Origin of the sequence: Granulicella sp. WH15, from assembly GCF_009914315.1 — a bacterium.
Classification (GTDB): domain Bacteria; phylum Acidobacteriota; class Terriglobia; order Terriglobales; family Acidobacteriaceae; genus Edaphobacter.
Genome location: NZ_CP042596.1, coordinates 3413048 through 3432294 on the forward strand (window position 1 = coordinate 3413048; position 19247 = coordinate 3432294).

The window sequence follows — 19247 nt, forward strand, 5'->3', positions numbered from 1 at the left end:
TTGCGATATAACTGGACCCATCCGCGATGACGACAAAGCGTGTTCTGAAGAAGAACCAGAAACCGGCTCCAGCACAGACCTTCCCTCTTCCGCTCGCCTCATGGCGCACGCTTCTGGCTGCGCTGGCGCTCTGCGTGCTGGTCGTTGTCGCATACGGCAACAGCATCGGCAACGGCTTCGTCTGGGACGATCACGAGCAGATCGTGATGAACCCGTACATGAAGCCGGACGCGCCGCTGGCCCCTCTCTTCACACAGGACGTCCGTTTCACCCGGCAGGATCAGTCCGGCCACACGCAGGTCTATCGCCCGCTGCAACTGCTCACGTACCGCATCGTGAACGACTGGTCCGGCGGCTCACCCGCAGCCTTCCACGGATGCAGCATTCTCTTCGCGGTCGCCGGGGCGCTGGCGGCCTTCGCCGTCTTCCAACTGCTAACGCACAGGCTAGGCGTAGCCTGTGCAGCCGCCGCGCTCTTCGCCGTACACCCCGTCCATACCGAGGCAGTCGACTGGATCGCCGCGCTCCCCGACCTCGGATTCGGACTCTTCATCCTGCTAGCCTTCGCGCTCTTTCTGCGTGCCCGAACGAAGCCTCTCCTGCAAGTGCTCTCGCTGGTGGCCTTTGCCATCGCGCTGCTGTGGAAAGAGACGGCAGTCGTCTTTCCGATTGGCGTAGCGGCTTACGTATGGCTCACCGAGTCAACCACCCGAACTCGGCGCGCACTCATCGCCAGCGTGCCTTACTGGATCGTGCTCGCCGCATACATGGCGCTGCGCGTCAGCGTGCTGGGCAGCCTGAGCACCGGCCCGCGTGACTGGGCGCTGACACCCGTACAGTCTCTGCTGACGATGCTGCACCTGATGATCTCCTATTGGGCTAAGCTGGCGCTGCCCCTCGACCTGAACGCCTACCACCTCTTCCACCCCATCCGCTCCGTCACCGACCTGCGTGGCTGGGCGGCGATCTTGCTCCTGCTCTGCGCCGCAGCGGGCATCGCCGCGCTCGTGCGCCGCGCACCGCTCTGCGCCTTCGCCGCACTCGGGGTCTTCCTCTTCCTCGTTCCTGCGATGAACTTCAACGGCCTGGGCCGTAATCCCTTCGCCGAACGCTATCTCTACCTGCCCTCCGCGGGCTTCTGCCTGCTGGCTGTATTGGCGGCAGCATGGCTCATCGACCGCCTGCCGGAGAAGGCACGCACCCCTGTAGCCGGTGCCGTGCTGGCTATCGTGCTCGTCGGTTACATCGCTGAGACGATCCTCCGCAATCCCGACTGGAAGGATGACACGACACTCTTCACCGCGACGCTTCCGCAGTCGCCCGACGCGCCGTTCGTCCGCTACATGGTCGCCACCGCGCAGAGTGCCGACTCGACCACATCGCCGCTGGCCGAGCAGAACTACCAGAAGACCATCGCGCTCGCCCAGGAGCAGCTTCCGCCCGACCGGCTCTTTCTCCTGAAGGGCTACGAGGGCTTAGCCTCGCTCTACGCGGATCGCTCACAGTTCGAGCAGGCGCTGGCGATGCTTGCCAAGGCCCGCGCACTCGCTCCCGGCGATCCAGACGTCGCAGGAGAAGAGGGCATGATCCTCGCCCGCGCAGGGCACGGCAGCGGCTCCGAGGAGTCGCTGAACCGCGCACTGGCTGCGCAGCCGAACAACGAGAACGTACTCGCCGCGCTCGGCCTGATCGCGCGCGAAGAGCACCACGACCTGAAGCGAGCCGCAGAACTGTTCACGAAAGCACTCGCCGCTCACCCGCAGGAGGACGACTTCAGCGCCTCGCAGCACAACAATCTCGCGGGGGTCTACGCCGATCAGGACAACTTCACAGCCGCCATCACGGAGCTTCGGCACGCGATCCGCATACTACCTCAAGACCCGGAGTTCCACGTCAACCTCGCGAGCGCACTTGCGGCGACTGGTGACTTCCCTGCCGCACGTACAGAAGCAGAGACAGCCCTGCGGATCTCCCCGGATGACGGCAATGCGCGTGAAGTGCTGAGACGGTTGAATGAGATGACGTAAAAGGCATCCTGCCGGACGGGCCTCCTACGCGGAGGGCGGTCACTTCGTGACTTTCATACTTGTCTGGGCGATTTAAAAAGCAAAGATCCTCCCGCTGGTCGGAAACGAAATCGACCAACGGGAGGACCGCAGGCTATAGTGCATTAGACAGTGGCGCTGAGAACCTCTTCGCGCACCACCTCGTCCTGCACCTCTTCCACGACCGTCTTCGGCAGCGCCACCGCGAGCACCTCCTCGATCCGCCGCGCGTAGTGGATCGTGATCCCCTCGGTCTGCTCCGGCGTCAGGTCCTCATCGACCTGCTGCTTGCAATCGACCGGCAGGATCACATCCCGCACGCCAGCCCGCTTCGCCGCAAGGAACTTCTCCTTGATCCCGCCGACCGGCAGCACATCGCCGCTCAGCGTGATCTCGCCCGTCATGGCCAGCAACGGCCGCACCGGCTTATCGGTGAAGAGCGAGACGATCGCCGTCGCCATCGTCACGCCCGCACTCGGCCCGTCCTTCGGGATCGCTCCCGCAGGCACGTGGATGTGCAGGTCCGTGTCCTTGGTGAAGTCCTCGTCCAGCCCCAGCGACACGGCGTTCGAGCGTACCCACGTCAGCGCAGCCTGCATGGACTCCTTCATCACATCGCCAATCTGACCGGTGATGGTGAAGCCGCCCTTGCCCTTCATCTTGTTGGCCTCGATGAAGAGGATGTCGCCGCCGGCAGGCGTCCACGCCAGCCCGACAACCACACCCGCCCGCCTGGTCCGCTCGGCGATCTCCGTATCCACGCGGACCTTGATGCCGCCCAGGAACTCGTGGATGATCTCCGGCGTGATGACCAGCTTCTCCGTACGTCCCTCGGCGATCTTGCGCGCCAGCTTGCGGCAGACAGTACCTACCTGCTGCTCGAGCTTGCGAACGCCTGCCTCACGCGTGTAGTGCCGCGCGATCAGTGCCACGCTCTCGCTGGGGAACTCGATCAGCGAGGCGTCGATGCCGTTCTCCTTGATCTGCCGCGGGATCAGGTACTTCTCCGCGATCGCGACCTTCTCCTCCTCGGTGTAGCCGGTCAGTTCGATGATCTCCATACGGTCGAGCAGCGGGCCGGGGATGGTGTCGAGCTGGTTCGCCGTGCAGATGAAGAGCACCTTCGAGAGGTCGAACGGCTGGTCGAGGTAGTTGTCCCGGAAGGTGTTGTTCTGCTCCGGGTCAAGGGTTTCCAGCAAGGCACTTGCTGGATCTCCTCTAAAGTCGCGGCCCAGCTTGTCGATCTCGTCGAGCATGAAGACAGGGTCCTTCACCTCAACCCTCTTGAGGTGCTGAATGATCTGTCCCGGCAGCGCGCCGATGTAGGTGCGGCGATGCCCGCGGATCTCGGCCTCGTCGTGCATTCCTCCCAGCGAGATGCGCGAGAACTTGCGTCCGAGCGCACGAGCGATAGAGCGGCCCAGCGAGGTCTTACCCACGCCCGGAGGCCCGACGAAGCAGAGGATCGGCCCCTTCATGTCCGGCTTCAAACGGCGCACGGAGAGGTAGTCGAGGATGCGCTCCTTCACCTTGCCCAGGCCGTAGTGATCCTCATCGAGGAACTCCTTGGCCTTCAAAATATCGACCTCGCCCGAGCTGGTCTTCGCCCATGGCAGCACGGCCAGCCACTCCACGTAGTTGCGCGTCAGCGAGTAGTCGGCAGCGGCTGGGTTCATCCGCGAGAGGCGGCCAAGCTCCTTGAGAGCGTCCTTCTTGGTCTCCTCGGGCATGCCCGCGTTCTCGATCTTCTCTTTTAGATCGGCGATATCCTTCTGGGTATCGTCGATGTCGCCCAGCTCCTTCTGGATGGCCTTCAACTGCTCGCGCAGGTAGTAGTCGCGCTGCGACTGCTGCACCGAATCCTGCACCTCGGTCTGGATCTTGTTGCGAAGCTGCTGGACCTCCAGCTCCTTGGCCAGATGATTGTTGATCCGCTCCAAGCGCGCCGCGATATTGGGCGTCTCGAGCAGCTCCTGCTTGTCGTTGGTGGTCAAAAACGGCAGGCTGGAGGCGATGAAGTCCGCCAGACGGCCCGGCTCGTCGATGTTGATCGCAATCGTCTGCAGGTCGTCCGAGAGTGTGGGCGACGCGGTGACGATCTGCTGGAACTGGCTGACGACATTGCGCTGCAACGCCTCCAACTCCGGCGTCTTTTCAGGCTGAATCTCCTCGAGGATCGTGTACTCGGCGGTCATGAAGGGCGTCGACTGCGCAAACTCGCCCAGACGCACGCGCTCGTTGCCCTCCGTGAAGACGAAGAGGCTCTGGTTCGGCATCTTGACGACCTTGTGCACGGTCGCACGAGTGCCAATGGCGTGCAAATCGGCCGATTCGGGCACGTCCATGCGGGCGTCACGCTGCGCCACCACGAGGATGGTCTTCTCTTCGCCGAGCGACTGGATGAGCTGGATGGAGCTCTCGCGGCCGACAGTCAAGGGAAGGACGGCATGGGGAAAGAGAACGGTATCGCGGACCGGCAGAACCGGAACCGCAAGGCTTCCGCCCTCAATCTTGCTGACGACTTCTCCGGACTTTGCGGCGGTGGGCTTGATGACGCTTACGAAATCATTTTGCATGGTTGAGTGTCCTTCCATCAAATTATCAGCTATTCGATGTATCAAGTCCAGAAAAAGTCGCAGACAAACTCCAGCCTCCTATTCCACTCCAAACCTATCGACCGCAGGCCCAATGGCATGAATAGTTTGCGACGCATGCAGCCGCTTCTCAGCCCGTCCCTGCACAACCTGTTCTTACATAGGATGTGAGGACGGCCCGGTCTGTGGCATTAGACTGTAGGTTTAGTTTTCTGGACTCAGGCAGCGGGGTATCGGCCCAGCTCTTTGACCATCTGGCAGTGGCGGCTGAGTCCGGCCATCGCCTCGTCCATCTGCTGGCCGCGCTCGAAGCGGACGTCGACGTAAAAGATGTACTCCCACGGACGCCCCGGCACCGGGCGCGATTCGATGCGGGTCAGGTTGAGACCGGCGCGGCGGAACTCCTCGAGCGCCAGCATCAGCGTGCCGGGCCGGTGCTCGACGCTGAAAGCCACGCTAAGCTTGTTCGGCCCAGCCGCGCCTACGCTGGAGCGATGCTCCGGCAGCGCCAGTGTGTAAAAACGGGTGTAGTTCTCGGCATGGTCTTCCATGCCCTCGACCAAAATCTCGGCCCCGTACTGTCGGGCGGCGAGCGCGGGCGCGATGGCGGCGGTGTCGCGCAGGCCGAGCTGCATGATGTGCTTCACGCTGCCCGCCGTGTCGTAAAAGGGCACCGCCTCGATCTGCGAATTTGCCGCCAGCCACTTGCGGCACTGCGAGAGCGCCACCGGGTGCGAGAGCACCCGGCGAACCTCCTCCAGCCGCACTCCCGGCGCGACGGTAACGTTGTGCCGCACACGCAGCAGGCTCTCCGCCGCGATGGTCACCGGCCGTTCGAGCAGCAGATCGTAGTGCTCGGCGACCGAGCCGTGGAGACTGTTCTCGATGGGCAGCACGGCGGCTTCCACTTGGCCCGACTGGATGCGGTCGAAGACATCGACCGACAACATGCAGGGAACGATCTCGATGCCTGCTGCCTGTGCCTCGAATGCGGCCAAAGCGGCCATGTGACTGTTGGACCCGAGCTCTCCCTGAATCGCGACTCTCACTTGCTTCCTTCCGCGCCTGCGCGCCGACTGCATCCTGGGCCGTGCAAGACCCGCGTAAAGTTCCTAAAAGTCAGTTCCTGATTATAGATCTGGAAATTACTGGCAACCCGCCTACGTTACCCCGCAACTTACCACATGGGCCAAGGACTGCCCCGGCACTCCATGGTAGCCCACGGCCGACACCAGGGCCGCGGGCCAAGGAAGGAAGGATCACCCCATGCTTTGGACCATCACGATTCTCTTAGTAGTTCTCTGGATCCTCGGTCTCGTCAGCAGCTACACCCTCGGCGGATGGATTCATATCCTGCTGGTGCTGGCCGTCATCGTTCTGATCTTCAACCTGCTGTCCGGCCGCCGCGCGCTTTAGGCACGCGGTTCCTGCACGCCGACCGACTCAGCCGTACACGGAAATGGGAAGGCTAACCATGAATAACGATCAAGCAGCGGGCATTCTGGATCAAGCAAAAGGCAAGCTCAAGGAAGTCGTTGGAAATGTGACCGGCAATGAGAAGCTGGCTAACTCCGGGGCCGCCGATCAGGTAAAGGGCCATGCCAGGGAGACCTGGGGCAACGTAAAGGATACGGCGGCTCACCTCACCAGTTCGGCACGCGCCGCCAGCGACGAGCAGGAGGCGGAGCTTCGTACCGACGCGAACGATTCGAGCGTCAGTCTTCGGGATGAAGCGATCGAAGGAGCTGCGAACCTGAAGAATTCCATCAAGCGGGGGCTCAATCACCTTGAGCAGGACGTAGACCGCCGCCGCTAACTCCGGTTTCCGACAAAGGACAAAACGCACAGCCCGTCGCCATTCAGGCGGGCTGTGCGTTTGTGCTTAGTGGCGGATCAGGATGTCGGCGGCCACGCAGACGAAGAAGACCACCGAGATAATTCCGTTCAGCAGAAAGAATGCCGCGTTCATCCGCCGCAGGTCGCGGGGAGAGATGATGCTGTGCTCATAGGCCAGCAGCGCGGCCACGAGGATCGTTCCGACCGCGCCCATCAGCCCCAGGCTGAAGAGCCGGTCGAGCCAGACCAGCAGCGCGATCATCCCCAGGTGCATGACGCGGGCGATCCAGAACGCGCCCTCCAGCCCGAAGGCCTGGGGCACGCTGTTGAGGCCGACGCGGCGGTCGTGCTCGAAGTCCTGGCAGGCATAGAGCACGTCGAAGCCGCCAACCCACAGCACGACGATCGCTGTAAGTACGATGATGCGCGGGTCGAAGGTGCCGCGCACCGCGATCCACGCCGCCGAAGGCGCGATGCCGAGCGCCAGCCCCAGCACCAGGTGCGACCAGCGCGTCACTCGCTTCATGTAGCTGTAGAGCAGCACCACCGCGAGAGCCACCGGGGCCAGTTCGAGTGTCAGCCTGTTGAGCATCGCGGAGGCAAAGAAGAAGATGCCCGAGCAGACGAGGACGAAGCCCGCGACGAAGGTCGTCGTCAGGGCTCCTGCCGGGATGGCGCGCATCGCGGTGCGGGGGTTGTCGGCGTCGAGCCGGGCGTCGACCAGGCGGTTGAACGCCATGGCCGCCGAACGTGCCGAGACCATGCACACGATGATCCAGCCGAGAACGGGCAACGTGGGCAGTCCGCCGGCGGCGAGCATGGCGCCCGTCAAGGCAAACGGGAGCGCGAAGATGGAGTGCTCCCACTTGATCATCTCGAGCGTAATGAGGGTGCTCTGTCGCAATGAAGCCATAGTGCTTATGGTACTCCGAGCAGTTGGTTATACGCGAAGCGTCCAATACCCTACGAAGTGGCGCCCGCCCGGCGTTAGGGCGCTGTTGCTTCTAAAAAACCTACTTCTCCCGTCCAACCACCTGAATATTATTGACGACCTTGAACACACCCGCGACCGAGTTGGCTTGCAGAAATGCAATGTCCTTATCCGCCTGCGTATCGACCACGCCCGAGAGCGTCGCGTTGCCGTTGATGACGGTGATCCGTATGGGCTTGCCCGGGTCCATCGCATAGCGGTTCAACTGCGGCGCACCATAGACCGCACGGCGGAGAGCCACGCGGAGGCGGTCGTCGTTGGGCGAGAGCGGCGCGACCTCGATGTTGTCGACCACGTCCTTGACGCCGGGATAGGTTTCGACCAGATCCAGCGCCGACGACTTATCGACCGGCCCGTAGACGACTCCGCCCAGCGTAACCACGCCGTTCTTCACGCCGATGGTCAGGGCATTGAACATGGTGGTGCCATAGCCCACACGGTCGTAGACCAGTTTGTTCCCAAGCTTGTCGCGGAGCGTCTCATCTTCCACCACCGGCCCTGCCACGACGATCTCGTTATGCACCTGCTCAAGCCCCTGCGCATGGCGAATCCGGTGCTCAGCATCCTTCTTGTCGAAGTACAGGGCGACGGAGCCGGTCAGCGTCACGACGCCATCCTGCACGGTGCTCTTCACATCCTTGAAGCGCTTATTGCTGAGCGACTTGTTGATATCGACCTGCGTCTTCTGGTCCTGTACCGCAGCCCCTTGAGCCGGCGCTGTATGACCGCCGACCAGCAACACGCATCCCAACACCAGGCTCTTGAACATCGCAGCGTTCTTCATTGCCATCTCATCCTCCTCAGGCTACGGCCTAACGATAGCGCCGCCGAATCTTATACACAATGCTGAACACGTCGCTCTCATCACGAGTTGCGACGATGGAGACGTTAGGTGTCAGATCATACTGCACCGAGATCAACTGCTCGGCTGAAGAGTTGACGTTGGTCGCATAGGTCAGCGTCAGTTGACGCGAGAGCTGCTGCTGCACCGTGATGCGCGCCGATGAGTTGCCCAGCGTGCCAACGAACGCAGGGTCGATCTTGACGCTGCCGCCGCCGAAGAGCTTCGACACACGGCTGCTGACGGTGGCATTGAGCGCACCGCCCAACAGGCTGCTCGCTGCCGGATCGGTTCCTGCCTGCACCTGCTGCTCCTGGTAGATTTGCGCCTCCTCCTGCGTGCGGCCGAGCGCCAGTAGCGCGAAGACGTCGGCCTCGCTAAGCGGCGGCTCGGAGCGGTAGGTCGGCTTCAGGTTAGAAGCCGTGCCGTGCAGCCCGACCGTGATGTCGTAGGTCTCCACGCGGGCCGTGGCGTCGAGGTCGATGGTCGGGTCGATGCGCACCGGGTTGGTGAAGAAGATATCGCCTCGCTGCAACTGGTACTTAGTTCCGGCGAAGGTCGCGTTGCCGTCGGTGATCTGAATCTTACCCAGCACTGTAGGCTCGGCGAGCGTGCCGCGCAGCGTCAGGTCCACGTTGCCCGCCAGCTTCGCATAGCTGTTCTGGAAGTCGAGCTGCGGCGAGCTGGTCACCTTCACATCCAGGCGAATCTTGTTCATGACGGCGCTCGGGTTCGGCGGCGCGCTCACACCTCCAGCAGAGGCAAACGCGGCGAAGTCCACGTCCGCTCCGATGCCGAAGCGCGTCAGCAGCACCGTGCCGCTCAGTATGGCGTTCTGCTCCCCCCCCTGTAAGCGCAGGGTGGAGTTGGCCGTGCCGCTGATGCCGTTGTAGCGAATACGCACCGTGTTGGCAGTAGCGGTCAAGTCGGCGTAGAGGCCGTTCTTGTAGGTGAGGAACCCGCCGATCTTCACCTGCCCGCCGCCGGTGGTCGCGGTCAGGGTCTGCACCGTCAGCCGGTCTTCGTTGAAGACGAGCGTTCCGTTGATGTTGCTGAGGCCGTTCGCAATGCCATCGAGAGCCATGTTGACCTTCTCGAACTGCAGCTTGCCCGTAAGCCCCGGGTTCTTCACCGTGCCGCCCACACCGACCGCGAAGGTCACCTTGCCGCTGGCGATCAGGTCCGGATCAAGCGTATGAGCGATGGCGATGCTGACATTGCCGACCGACTGGATATCCACCTTGCCGCCGTTCGGGTCGGGCTGGCCCGTCTTCGCATTCACCGCTCCGAAGAGCTGCGCCGTCCCCTTGGCGCGCAGGTCAGTATCCGGGCCAGTGATGTGAACCTCATCAAGGCTCGCGATCCCGTTCTTCAACCCGATCCGCAGCGGCTCAGCGGCCTTCAGGGTAATACCGTTCGAGGTGACCTCGACGTGATCGAAGGCGACGCCACCGCTCAACTCGGTCGGCGTCTTCGCCGGGCCGCTCACCGTCACCACGCCGGAGATGTTCGAGGTCGCCTTCATACCATCGGGCTGAAACAGCCCCAGCGGAACACCGACGTCCAGATGCGCCAGTGTGATCTGCGCCTTGGTCTGCATGTCGCCCGTCAGCTCCGTCTGGCCATTGGCATCCAGCTCCGCGCCCACCAGCGTGGACTTCGCCGTATACATCACCACTTTGCCCTGGCTGTGCGCGTCCACCGCGACGCTGCCCATCGGCTTGCCCTCCACCGCGAGGTTCGCGAGGGCCACATGAGCGGTCAGCCCCGGCTCCTCCAGCGTGCCGTTCGCATCCGCCCTCAGGCTGACAGTTCCATCAGCGGGCATCTTCGCCTCTTGCACGGCCTTGAACTTCGACAACACCAGGTTGTCTCCCTGCACATGTCCATGTAGCCTGCGGGTGTCGATGTTATAACCGCCGTTGCCGTCGATCTCCATGCCATGCAGCCGCAACGCAATCTGCGTAGCTTCGATCTGGCGGCCCATCATGCTCGCCGTCACGTTGACCGACTCGAATGGCTCCCCATAGGCCACGCCATCGACCAGCGACGCCGTGCCCCCTCCGCTCAGGCTATGCAGAGGGCCAGAGGCACTTACGTTCAGCGCAATCGTCCCGCTGACAGGCACGTTCTGTTGCTGCCCGGCAATTTGTAACAAATCCGGTACATCGGCGTGGGCCAACTGAACTTTCAGGTCAGCAGTGGTGTCCTGATCCCACACATATGTCTCCGTCTTGCGGACCATCTGCGTGCGCGGTTTGAACGAACCCTCCACATTCAATACCGCCGAACGCCGCGTAATCGTTGAGCTTGCAATCGCAAGCCCCCCCGGCGTGTACTCCGCATCGGCGACCAGCGAGTCGACCAGCACGTCCAGAATCGGCGCAGGCGGAGGAGCTGGTGGGACAGGCTTCGCGCCCATCACCGCGCTCAGCAGGCTCTTGCGAGCTGGTACTGGCGGAGCCGGAGGAGGAGCGGATTCGATCTTGACCTCAACATTGGTCGCATCCAGATGCCCCTTCACATCGAGCTTTGCCAACTCTCCTCTCGCCGTGCCATGAAAGTCCGCGGAGCCATGCAGCACAGCGGGGATCGCAGCCGCTCCCTTTCTGCCATTGCCTTCGAGACCAAGCGTCTTCAGTAGCTGGTCGTACTCGCTCAGGTCGCGCACGGCAAGATCCACCCGCAGGTCCGTAAGTCGATCGCCAAGATCAACCCCCAGAACTCCATTGGCAACGAGGGTGGACTGCGGCGTGTTGAAGTTAAGCTGCTTGATGAGCACCGACTCGCTCTTGCCGTCGTAGTGCCCAAGCACACGGCCCGAGACAGGGATATTCGATAGCCCTCTGCGCACGCCCGTCGGCGCGAGTTGCAGGTCCGCATCGACCAGCACCGAGTCGGCAACATCCTTCACCGGCCCGCCCCACTCCACCTCGACAGGCCCGTTGATCGCGGTGTCGAAGCCGAGATCGCCAAAGCCCTTCGGCGCGGTCGTATCCATGATGGTGCGCAGGGGAATCTTCGCCGCTGTAGCAGTCAGATAAGCATGTGCGCCCGCGTTCAACTCGATCTTCAACTGCCCCGTAGCGCCGCCGCCGCCGGGCAGATAGCCGGACAACTCCGTCAGCAGCACCTCAGCGGGCGTGACGTGCAACGTCGCGCCGCCGTTGATGTCGCGGAAGCGCACATACTCATCCGCGTAGCCGACGTTATGCATCTTCGTCGTGCCCACCAGCAGATATCCCGACTGGCAGTCAGGGTCGGTCTGCGGAACCTTGGCATTGGGCTGCGGAGTCTTCTGCGGGTGCAGCCGCTCCCAGAAGCGTGGGCGCTTCTGCACCGCAACCGGTGGCGTATTGCAGCTATGTCCGGCGAGATCGAGGTCAACCGTACCGCCCGTAAGCCCGTCGATGCCAGCCATCAGGGAGAGCTGCTTCAGGTCCACCGTGCCATCGACCTTCGTCTGCCAGCTCGGCTTGGCGAAGTGGCTCAGCGAGGCCGTGGCCGCGAGATGCGAAGCCTCTCCCGTATGCAGCGTGAAGTTGGTAAGCGCGGCGATATCGCGGCCCACCTCGGCCTCGATGTGTAGCTGCGACTGCTCCTCAGGCAGCTTCTTCAACTGCGTGCGCAGATCGTTCAGATCAATCGTCGCGCCGTAGCGATCGCTCGTGGGAAGGTACTTTATCTGCGCATTCAGATCTCGCGCCGCAAGATTGAACGGAATGGACTTCTCGTTTAGCAGGGCCACACCGTTGACCAGCTCAACCTCATGCGCCTTCAGGTCCAGCAGCGTGTCGAGCACAGGCTTATTGCTTTGCGTCGGATGCTTCGGAACAGGCTGATTGGTCTTGCCGTCTTTGTCGACGATCAGGTGAAAGCGCGGCTGCTCCACTCGCAGCAGGTTCAGGCCGATGTGCGAGGCCGGTCCGCCCGCAGTGCGATGCAGCAGGCTCACCAGCTTCAGCCGCACCAGGATGCGGTCCACGGCCAGATACGGAGCCTCACCGGGGCCCTCCAGACCGTGAATGACAAGACCATCGGCCTCAATCGCGAGCTGCCTCAGGCTGACGTCGATCTTCGCCAGCTCGACGCGGCCTCCGGTAGCATCTTCGAGCACCTTGACGACTTCACGGTTGACTCTGCGCTGAAAGTCCGGCGTGGTGGAGTACCAGGCCACAGCCGCCGCAAACGCCACGATCAACAACACCAGAGAGCCGATGAGCCACACGCACCAGCGTGCGATGCGTACGTGGAGGCCACGCTTGGTTGCAGCGTTGACAGGCGTCTCAGGCTGCTCTGGATGCTGTTCCGGATCAGGCCCGTTGAGGTGCAGCAGACTCATGGAGTGACCTCATCCGGCCTGATGATCCGCACCGTTCCCTGTGCGCGCAGCGTCTTCAGCCAGTCCTCGAGCAGGCTCGTCACCTGCTGCTCCAGCAACACCTCCTGGATTCGGTCCGAGACCGATTCGAGCGTCGGTGGCGTGTCCTGCTGCCTGCTGTACGCGGGCACAAACGTCTTGTCGTAGTAGCTCTTGATCTCCTCCGGCGAGATGCGTATGCCCATGCGGAAGCGCACCTCCACGAACTTCAACGTCTGCATCCGCTGCTGCCAGCGGCGCTCCACCTCGGCAACGGTAAAGCCCTGGTCGGCGACGAACTTCGCCCATCCGGCGTCGGTCTCGCAGTGATACTGCTTGCACGCGGGGATGTCTCGACGCAGCGACTGCAACTGCTCCTTCACCGCGGCTGACGTCACGCCTTCCTCCGGTTGCAGCCTGGTCTGCTGCAGAATCAGGGTCCGGTCGATCAGGCGTTCGACCGCTCTGTCCCGTGAGAACTGTGCCCGGTCTCCATAAGGCTCGAACGCGGCAAACCGTCGCTCCTCGTCCACGTCGCTCTCAAGAATCAAGTCGCCGTTGACCACGGCCACCACGCGGTCGATCACCGTTCCTTCCTTAGCCGGTGCTGGTGTGGACTGGGCAGGCAACCGCATCGACAGCATCAGCATGGCCACGCAGGCGAGCCTCATCCACCTGGCTACGCGATCGAGTTTGGAGACACCATTCATGCAGGAACCGTTGCCCTCGCCTAGAAGCTCTGTCCGATGCTGAAGAAGAAGTTGAAGTGTGCAGCTTGCCCCACGTAAGGCCCGCCGTTGAGATACTGCCCGGTCGCCGAGTCGATCTGCGGAATAACGGGATAACGCGGCGGATTCAGGTTATAGCTGAAGTCCACGCGGATCGGCCCCACCGGCGTTGCATAGCGTGCGCCGATGCCGAGGTCGTGCGAGTAGTAGTTGAAGTCGCAGGTGCCCACCGGATTGGTGAGAACCTCGCAGGTCTTCTCGTTGGGCTGGCGGAAGTGCCGGATACTGGGGAAGACATCGCCCACATGCTGGAAGACGTTGCCCATATCGTGAAAGAGCACGAAGCTGACGCTGGTGCCCACGTAAGGCAGTACCGGCGCGGGCAGGCGCAGTTCGGTGATGTTCACGAACGCACCCGAGCCGCCCACCGGGTAGCCGGTCTGCAGGTCTCGCGGACCCGCGCCGTTGATGGGGAATCCACGGAACGAGCTACCGCCGCCAGCGTATAGACGCTCGGGCAGAGGCACGGGATTGCAGCTCGCGTTGGTGTTCAGCAGCACGCCCACGCAGCTCGCATTGCCTGCGTTGGGATTGTCACCGGGCGAGACGATGAAGCCGAAGCGCGTGCTCCGCGCCAGCACGTACTTATGCCTGCCGAAGCTGTAGTAGGTCGCGTTGGTAACATCCGTGCGGCTGAATCCAACCTGAGAACCCAGCTTCGTGGTGGCAAGAAACTGCTGCACCGAGGTGTAAGAACCCTTCTGCGCGTCGAGCGGACTGGGCGAACGCGTGTCGTGATACCACGTGATGCCGGGGCCTCCCACGCGCACCGGCTCCGACAGCAGCGGGATCAGGTTCGGCGCGATGGCCAGGCTGTTGGGGTTCACCTCCACGCGGCGATACTGGAAGTCGTAGATGAAGGTGTCCTTGCGCCCGACCTTCTGTGTCGCCCGAACATCGCCCTGCAGCGTCGAGGCCTGGAACGTCGTGATGTTCTGCACGTTCGAATAGCCGCCCGAGGTCTGGAACATGAGATTTTTATTCCCGAAGATGTGCGGGGCCTGATAGGTCAACGTCGCCACCTCTTCGAGCAGGCCGTACGTCGTATGCAGCGTCAACGACTGATCGGTTCCGCGCAGGTTGATGCGCGACACATCCAGCGAGACACGCGGGCTGACCCCGGCCTTTCCCTCCTGCGCCTTGGTCGTGCCCTGCGCCGTCTGGTATTGGCCCAGGCTGGGCGTGCCGGTCTGCGCCTCGAAGCCGAAGCCGTAGGTCACGTCCCAACGCTTAGCCTCGGTCAGCTGCACCAGCGCGTTCTTCTGCTCGGCCTCGCCCGCCGGGTTCTGCACCACGGCCACCACCTCGTTGAAGAGCGCAAGGTTGTACAGATTCCTCTGCGTCTCAAGCAGCGCGCTCTGGTCGAGCGGATCGCCATCGTGGATCTTCATCTGGTCCTTTACCAACCGCGGATGCGTATGGTGAATCCCCGAGACCAGCACCTTGCCGATAAAGACCTGCGGCCCCTCTGTAACGTTCAGTGTTACGTTTGTCTTGCTCTTGTCCGCCTCCTCGACCTTCTGCGCGACCTCCACCCTGGCCTCGTCAAAGCCGTTGCTCAGGTAATACGCCAGCACCGCATCGCGATCGCCCGAGAGCGTCACCAGCGAGAAGGGCTGGCCCGCCCGCGAGTTCAGCAGTCCGTTGATAACCTGCTGCCGGCTCGCATCCACACCGCCCAGGTTCACCGTGCCGAAGACCTGCTGCGTCCCCTCTTCCACGTTGTAGATCACCTGAATATCGGAGACCTTCAGCTTCTTGCCTTTCACCTCGTCGACATCCTTGACCGTGGACGTCACCTTGGCATTACTGAAGCCGTTGGCGCGATAGAGGTCCTGAATCGAGCTTTCATCGCTGGCCACCAGCGACTGGCTGTAGCGCCCGCTGCGCTGGTAGTTATCGGCCTTCTGCACCTTCAGCCGATCCTTCAGCAGCTCCTCACTGAAGTACTTGTTGCCCTTTACCGAGACCGCGCGCACCTTATGCTTGACGCCCTTGTCCACCGTATACAGCACCGTCTCGTTCGTTGTGTCTTCGCCCACCACGCGCACCGCCACGGTGGCGTCGAAGTAGCCCTGCTGCTGCAGATAGTCCTTGATGTTGTGTGTTCCCTCGTTCAAAAGATCGAGGTCGACCGCGCCCTCCTCATAGACAGGAACCAGCAGGTGCAGCCTGCTCCGCGAGAACTTCGCACCCTCCACCTGCACCTTCACCATCGGCCCCTGATCGGCATGGAAGTCATAGTTCAGCGTGTTCTTCGCCGGGTCGTAGGTCGACTTCTGCAACGTCGCCACCGCCTCCAGCCGATCCTTCTTCTGATACTGCTTGCGGATATTGTTCAGCGCCGTGCTGGTCGTATCCCGCGTCACCTTGCCGCCCCGCTTGAGCTTGCCCTTCTTGCGAAACTCATCCGCGGTGAATCCGGGGTCCTTGCCCTCGAGGGAGACCTCACCCACGCGTGCCTGCGGCCCCACGGCGACGGTGTAGGTCACGTCCACCTGCTGTCCGGCGTCGTCGCGCCGCGTCGTCGTGGTGACTACCGGCTGGTGATAGCCGTTCTGCTCCAGCACCTGCTTCACCGCATCGGCTCCAGCCGTCACCTGCGACCGGGCAAACGGCGTCCCCGGCCCCAGCTTCGATCCATACTCCAGCAGCGAAGACAGCCGATCATCCTTCACGCCGTGGATCTCGACCCGCCCCACGAAGTAGCGCGGCACACCGGCAAAGATCAGCGTCACCTCGTTGCCCTGGCGCTCTCCGTGCACCGCGATGTTGATATAGCGCCCGGTCGCGAAGAGCCGCCGCGTGGTCTGGCGCACCTTATCCACATCGAGCGGCTGCCCGGCCTTCTGGGCCAGTTCGGAGAGCAGCCGGTCGTTCTCGGTAAACTCGACCCCGGCGAACCTGATGGCCACCACCTTCAGCCCGCGCCAGTCGCCCAGATTGGTCTCGAGCGGAGGCAGCACAGGCTGCGGCGCATCATCCACCCCCAGCTCCGGTGGAGGAGGAACAGCCTGGGTAGCCGGAGCAGCTTGCGTCTCGGGGCTTTGCGCGAACGCCTCTCCGCCGCCTAGCGCCGTCAGCGGCAACAGAGCCGCAAGCACGGGCACAAGCCCCCGCAGCGCCACACGCCGCAGGGGCCACCGTCCATCCTCCCGCCGAGCAGCCAGGCCCCAGGGCCCCCGCGGCGCGGCAAGAGATTCGACTGCCCGAAGCTCACTCAAGATCCCAAACACCTTTCGGCCCTCATCTTCAACACCCGAAGGCCCGATACACGGTCCCCGACCGGCCCGTCCCCAAACGAGCGACCTGACCCATCATTTCGCACAGGCGCTCCGAAGCGCTCCCCAATTTTAGTGTTCGATGCGAAAACCTGCCGCAAAGGCAGTCGAACCCGAATCTCTTGTCACCTCATCACACTCTCTATACTACGAAGGAAGCCCGTATCCGGATTTAAGATCCTCACCCGCGCTTCGAATTGAGATCTCACCATGCCCGAAGTCACCCTCGACGCTGCCACCGACCTGACACAAGACCGCTACTCGCGCCAGATCCTCTTCGACGGAATCGGTCTCGAGGGCCAGCAGCGGCTGGGCCTAGCCCACGTAGCCATCGTCGGCGTGGGAGCCACCGGAGCCGCCTCCGCCTCGCTGCTGGCGCGGGCGGGCGTCGGCACCCTCACCCTCATCGACCGCGACTTCGTCGAGCCCTCCAACCTCCAGCGCCAGATCCTCTTCGACGAGGCCGACGCCCGCGACGTGCTGCCCAAGGCCGAGGCCGCCCGCCGCCATATCGGACTCTTCAACGCCGAAGTGAAGGTCTACCCGCACATCGCCGACCTGGTCCCGGCCAACATCCACGAGCTGCTCGGCCCCGCCCACCTGATTCTCGACGCGACCGACAACTTCGAGACCCGCTACCTGCTCAACGACTACGCCGTCCAGCAGGGCAAGCCCTGGATCTACGCCGCTGCCGTAGGGGCCTACGCCGCGACCATGAACATCCTGCCCGTCGGCTCGCCCGAGGCTGCGGCGTCCAGCCCGACGGCCTGTCTGGCCTGCATCTTCCCCGCCCCGCCCACCGGCCCGGTCGAGACCTGCGACACCGCAGGCATCCTCTCCACCGCCGTCAATCTGGCCGCGTCGCTCCAGGCCACCGAGGCGTTGAAGCTGCTCACCGGCCAGCCCGAGCTGCTGCGGCGCACGCTCTACTCGCACAACCTCTGGACCGGCGAGCGCTCCGAGATCTCCACCGCCCGCCCCAACCCTGCGTGCCCCGCCTGCGGACGCCGCGAGTTCCCCCACCTCTCCGGCGTGAACCGCCCCCACATCACCCTCTGCGGCCGCAACTCGGTCCAGATCCACGAGCATCACCGGCCCGTCTCGCTCACGGCCATGCACGCCCGCCTCTCCGCGCACAGCGACCTCGAAGACCTCCGCGTCAACCCGCTGTTGCTGCGCTTCCGCCGCGGCCCGCACACGGTCACGCTCTTCCCCGATGGCCGCGCCCTCATCCAGGGCACTACCGACATCGTCGTCGCCCGCACGCTCTACGCCCGCTTCATCGGCTCCTAAAAACGCCCTAACGCCGGACAGGCGGCACTTCGTGCTGTTCTGGACGCTTCGCGTAAAAACTCCAACCGGCCATGGGCTTCCCCACAAACAACCTTTCCCTTCGCAATCGTCTCAAAACAAGCAAAGATCGGTATGCCTCTCAAATCTTCGCGTTTGCGGTAACCTTGCAGCAGGCGAGACAACGGAAACCAACCGGCGGCCCAACTAACCGTCCAAGAATGCCGGGAGTCGAACCCATATGAACCTCCAAGGCCCCCAGATGAGCGAAGCAAAACCCAATCCAGGTCTGTTCAAACGCAATCCTCCCATCGCAGGCGAAGCCGAGGCGATCGAAGCTGCCAAGAACGGCGATCCGGACGCATTCTCGAAGCTGTACGCGCTGCACAAACGGCGCGTCTACACCCTGTGCCTGCGTATGCTTGGCAACGTCTCCGAAGCTGAAGACATGACGCAGGAGGCTTTCCTGCACCTCTTCCGCAAGCTCGGCAGCTTCCGCGGCGAGTCGGCGTTCTCCACCTGGCTGCACCGCCTGACCGTGAATCTGGTGCTGATGCACCTGCGCAAGAAGGGCCTGAATCTGGTCTCGCTCGAAGAGACCATCAACCCATCGGAAGAGGATGCTCCCAAGCGCGACTTCGGCTCGCGCGACACCATGCTCTCGGGCTCGGTGGACCGCGTGGCCCTCGAACGCGCGGTCTCCTCGTTACCCCCGGGTTACCGCATGGTCTTTGTTCTGCACGACGTGGAAGGTTTCGAACATAATGAGATCGCGGTCATGCTCGAGTGCTCGACCGGCAACAGCAAATCCCAACTGCACAAAGCACGTTTGAAGCTGCGCGAGCTGCTTAGAGAACAGACGGCCCAAGCCGCCCAGCTACCCCAGACAAAGGAGGCCATCGCATGACGAACGCCGAAGATTCGCACGACACGAACCCTGCCCTTGGAACCGAAATGAAATCTCCCTCTGCGCTGGCCTCCACCAGTCAGCCGGACGATCTGCACGACCTCTTCGCCGCGCCCGCGGACGATGCCGAAGACCCTCTCGCCGGGCTCCGCAACGACCCCAACTACGCCGCACTCATTCGCGACCTCGAGTACATCGCCCGCGAGGCCCGCGAGCTCTTCAATATGGCCGAAGAGCCCAGCGACTCCGTGTGGGCCAACATCCAGAAAGAGCTGGAGAAGGGCGAGGCGGAGTAGCCTCTCAAATCAGAAGGC

Annotated in this window: 13 protein-coding genes; 6 read left to right on the forward strand and 7 right to left on the reverse strand. The window is 62.9% G+C overall.

Annotated features, from left to right (window positions below; translation table 11 throughout):
* Positions 1-26 precede the first annotated feature (26 nt).
* Complete coding sequence (locus FTO74_RS14125; RefSeq protein ID WP_162538718.1) at positions 27-2027, forward strand: tetratricopeptide repeat protein; 2001 nt, start codon at positions 27-29, stop codon at positions 2025-2027.
* Positions 2028-2170: 143 nt separating this feature from the next.
* On the opposite strand, the gene lon is transcribed toward FTO74_RS14125, so the two are convergent.
* Both lon and FTO74_RS14135 read right to left on the reverse strand, forming a co-directional pair.
* The gene (lon, locus tag FTO74_RS14130) at positions 2171-4621 is read right to left on the reverse strand and encodes an endopeptidase La (RefSeq protein ID WP_162538719.1); all 2451 of its coding nucleotides are present in this window, start codon (positions 4619-4621) and stop codon (positions 2171-2173) included.
* A gap of 236 nt (positions 4622-4857) precedes the next feature.
* Positions 4858-5721, reverse strand: coding sequence for a prephenate dehydratase domain-containing protein (locus tag FTO74_RS14135; protein WP_162538720.1), 864 nt, complete (start codon positions 5719-5721; stop codon positions 4858-4860).
* Positions 5722-5905: 184 nt separating this feature from the next.
* On the opposite strand from FTO74_RS14135, the gene FTO74_RS14140 reads away from it, so the two are divergent.
* Together FTO74_RS14140 and FTO74_RS14145 are read left to right on the forward strand one after the other, a co-directional pair.
* Positions 5906-6055, forward strand: coding sequence for a lmo0937 family membrane protein (locus tag FTO74_RS14140; RefSeq protein WP_162538721.1), 150 nt, complete (start codon positions 5906-5908; stop codon positions 6053-6055).
* A gap of 58 nt (positions 6056-6113) precedes the next feature.
* A complete protein-coding gene (locus FTO74_RS14145) occupies positions 6114-6455 on the forward strand; it encodes a CsbD family protein (RefSeq protein ID WP_162538722.1) in 342 nt (113 codons plus the stop codon).
* Between the two features lie 66 nt (positions 6456-6521).
* On the opposite strand, the gene FTO74_RS14150 is transcribed toward FTO74_RS14145, so the two are convergent.
* From FTO74_RS14150 to FTO74_RS14170, 5 genes are all read right to left on the reverse strand, one after another.
* Positions 6522-7388 (reverse strand): UbiA-like polyprenyltransferase, encoded by an 867-nt coding sequence (locus FTO74_RS14150; RefSeq protein ID WP_162538723.1) that lies wholly within the window; start codon positions 7386-7388, stop codon positions 6522-6524.
* A 100-nt stretch (positions 7389-7488) separates the two neighbouring features.
* The gene (locus FTO74_RS14155) at positions 7489-8256 is read right to left on the reverse strand and encodes a BON domain-containing protein (RefSeq protein ID WP_255462284.1); all 768 of its coding nucleotides are present in this window, start codon (positions 8254-8256) and stop codon (positions 7489-7491) included.
* A 22-nt stretch (positions 8257-8278) separates the two neighbouring features.
* Positions 8279-12649, reverse strand: coding sequence for a translocation/assembly module TamB domain-containing protein (locus tag FTO74_RS14160; RefSeq protein WP_162538724.1), 4371 nt, complete (start codon positions 12647-12649; stop codon positions 8279-8281).
* Positions 12646-13377, reverse strand: coding sequence for a peptidylprolyl isomerase (locus FTO74_RS14165; RefSeq protein WP_162538725.1), 732 nt, complete (start codon positions 13375-13377; stop codon positions 12646-12648). Before FTO74_RS14165 ends, FTO74_RS14160 begins: the two co-directional genes overlap by 4 nt.
* Before the next feature lie 20 nt (positions 13378-13397).
* Positions 13398-16679: a POTRA domain-containing protein gene (locus FTO74_RS14170; RefSeq protein ID WP_255462285.1), complete on the reverse strand. Its 3282-nt coding sequence runs from the start codon at positions 16677-16679 to the stop codon at positions 13398-13400.
* Positions 16680-16946: 267 nt separating this feature from the next.
* On the opposite strand from FTO74_RS14170, the gene FTO74_RS14175 reads away from it, so the two are divergent.
* From FTO74_RS14175 to FTO74_RS14185, 3 genes are all read left to right on the forward strand, one after another.
* Complete coding sequence (locus tag FTO74_RS14175) at positions 16947-18029, forward strand: ThiF family adenylyltransferase (RefSeq protein ID WP_162538726.1); 1083 nt, start codon at positions 16947-16949, stop codon at positions 18027-18029.
* Between the two features lie 259 nt (positions 18030-18288).
* Positions 18289-18933: an RNA polymerase sigma factor gene (locus FTO74_RS14180; RefSeq protein WP_162538727.1), complete on the forward strand. Its 645-nt coding sequence runs from the start codon at positions 18289-18291 to the stop codon at positions 18931-18933.
* Positions 18930-19229 carry a hypothetical protein gene (locus tag FTO74_RS14185; protein ID WP_162538728.1) on the forward strand — a complete coding sequence of 100 codons (300 nt, stop codon included), beginning with the start codon at positions 18930-18932 and terminating at the stop codon, positions 19227-19229. The genes FTO74_RS14180 and FTO74_RS14185 overlap by 4 nt, the downstream gene beginning before the upstream one ends.
* The last annotated feature ends 18 nt before the right edge of the window (positions 19230-19247 follow it).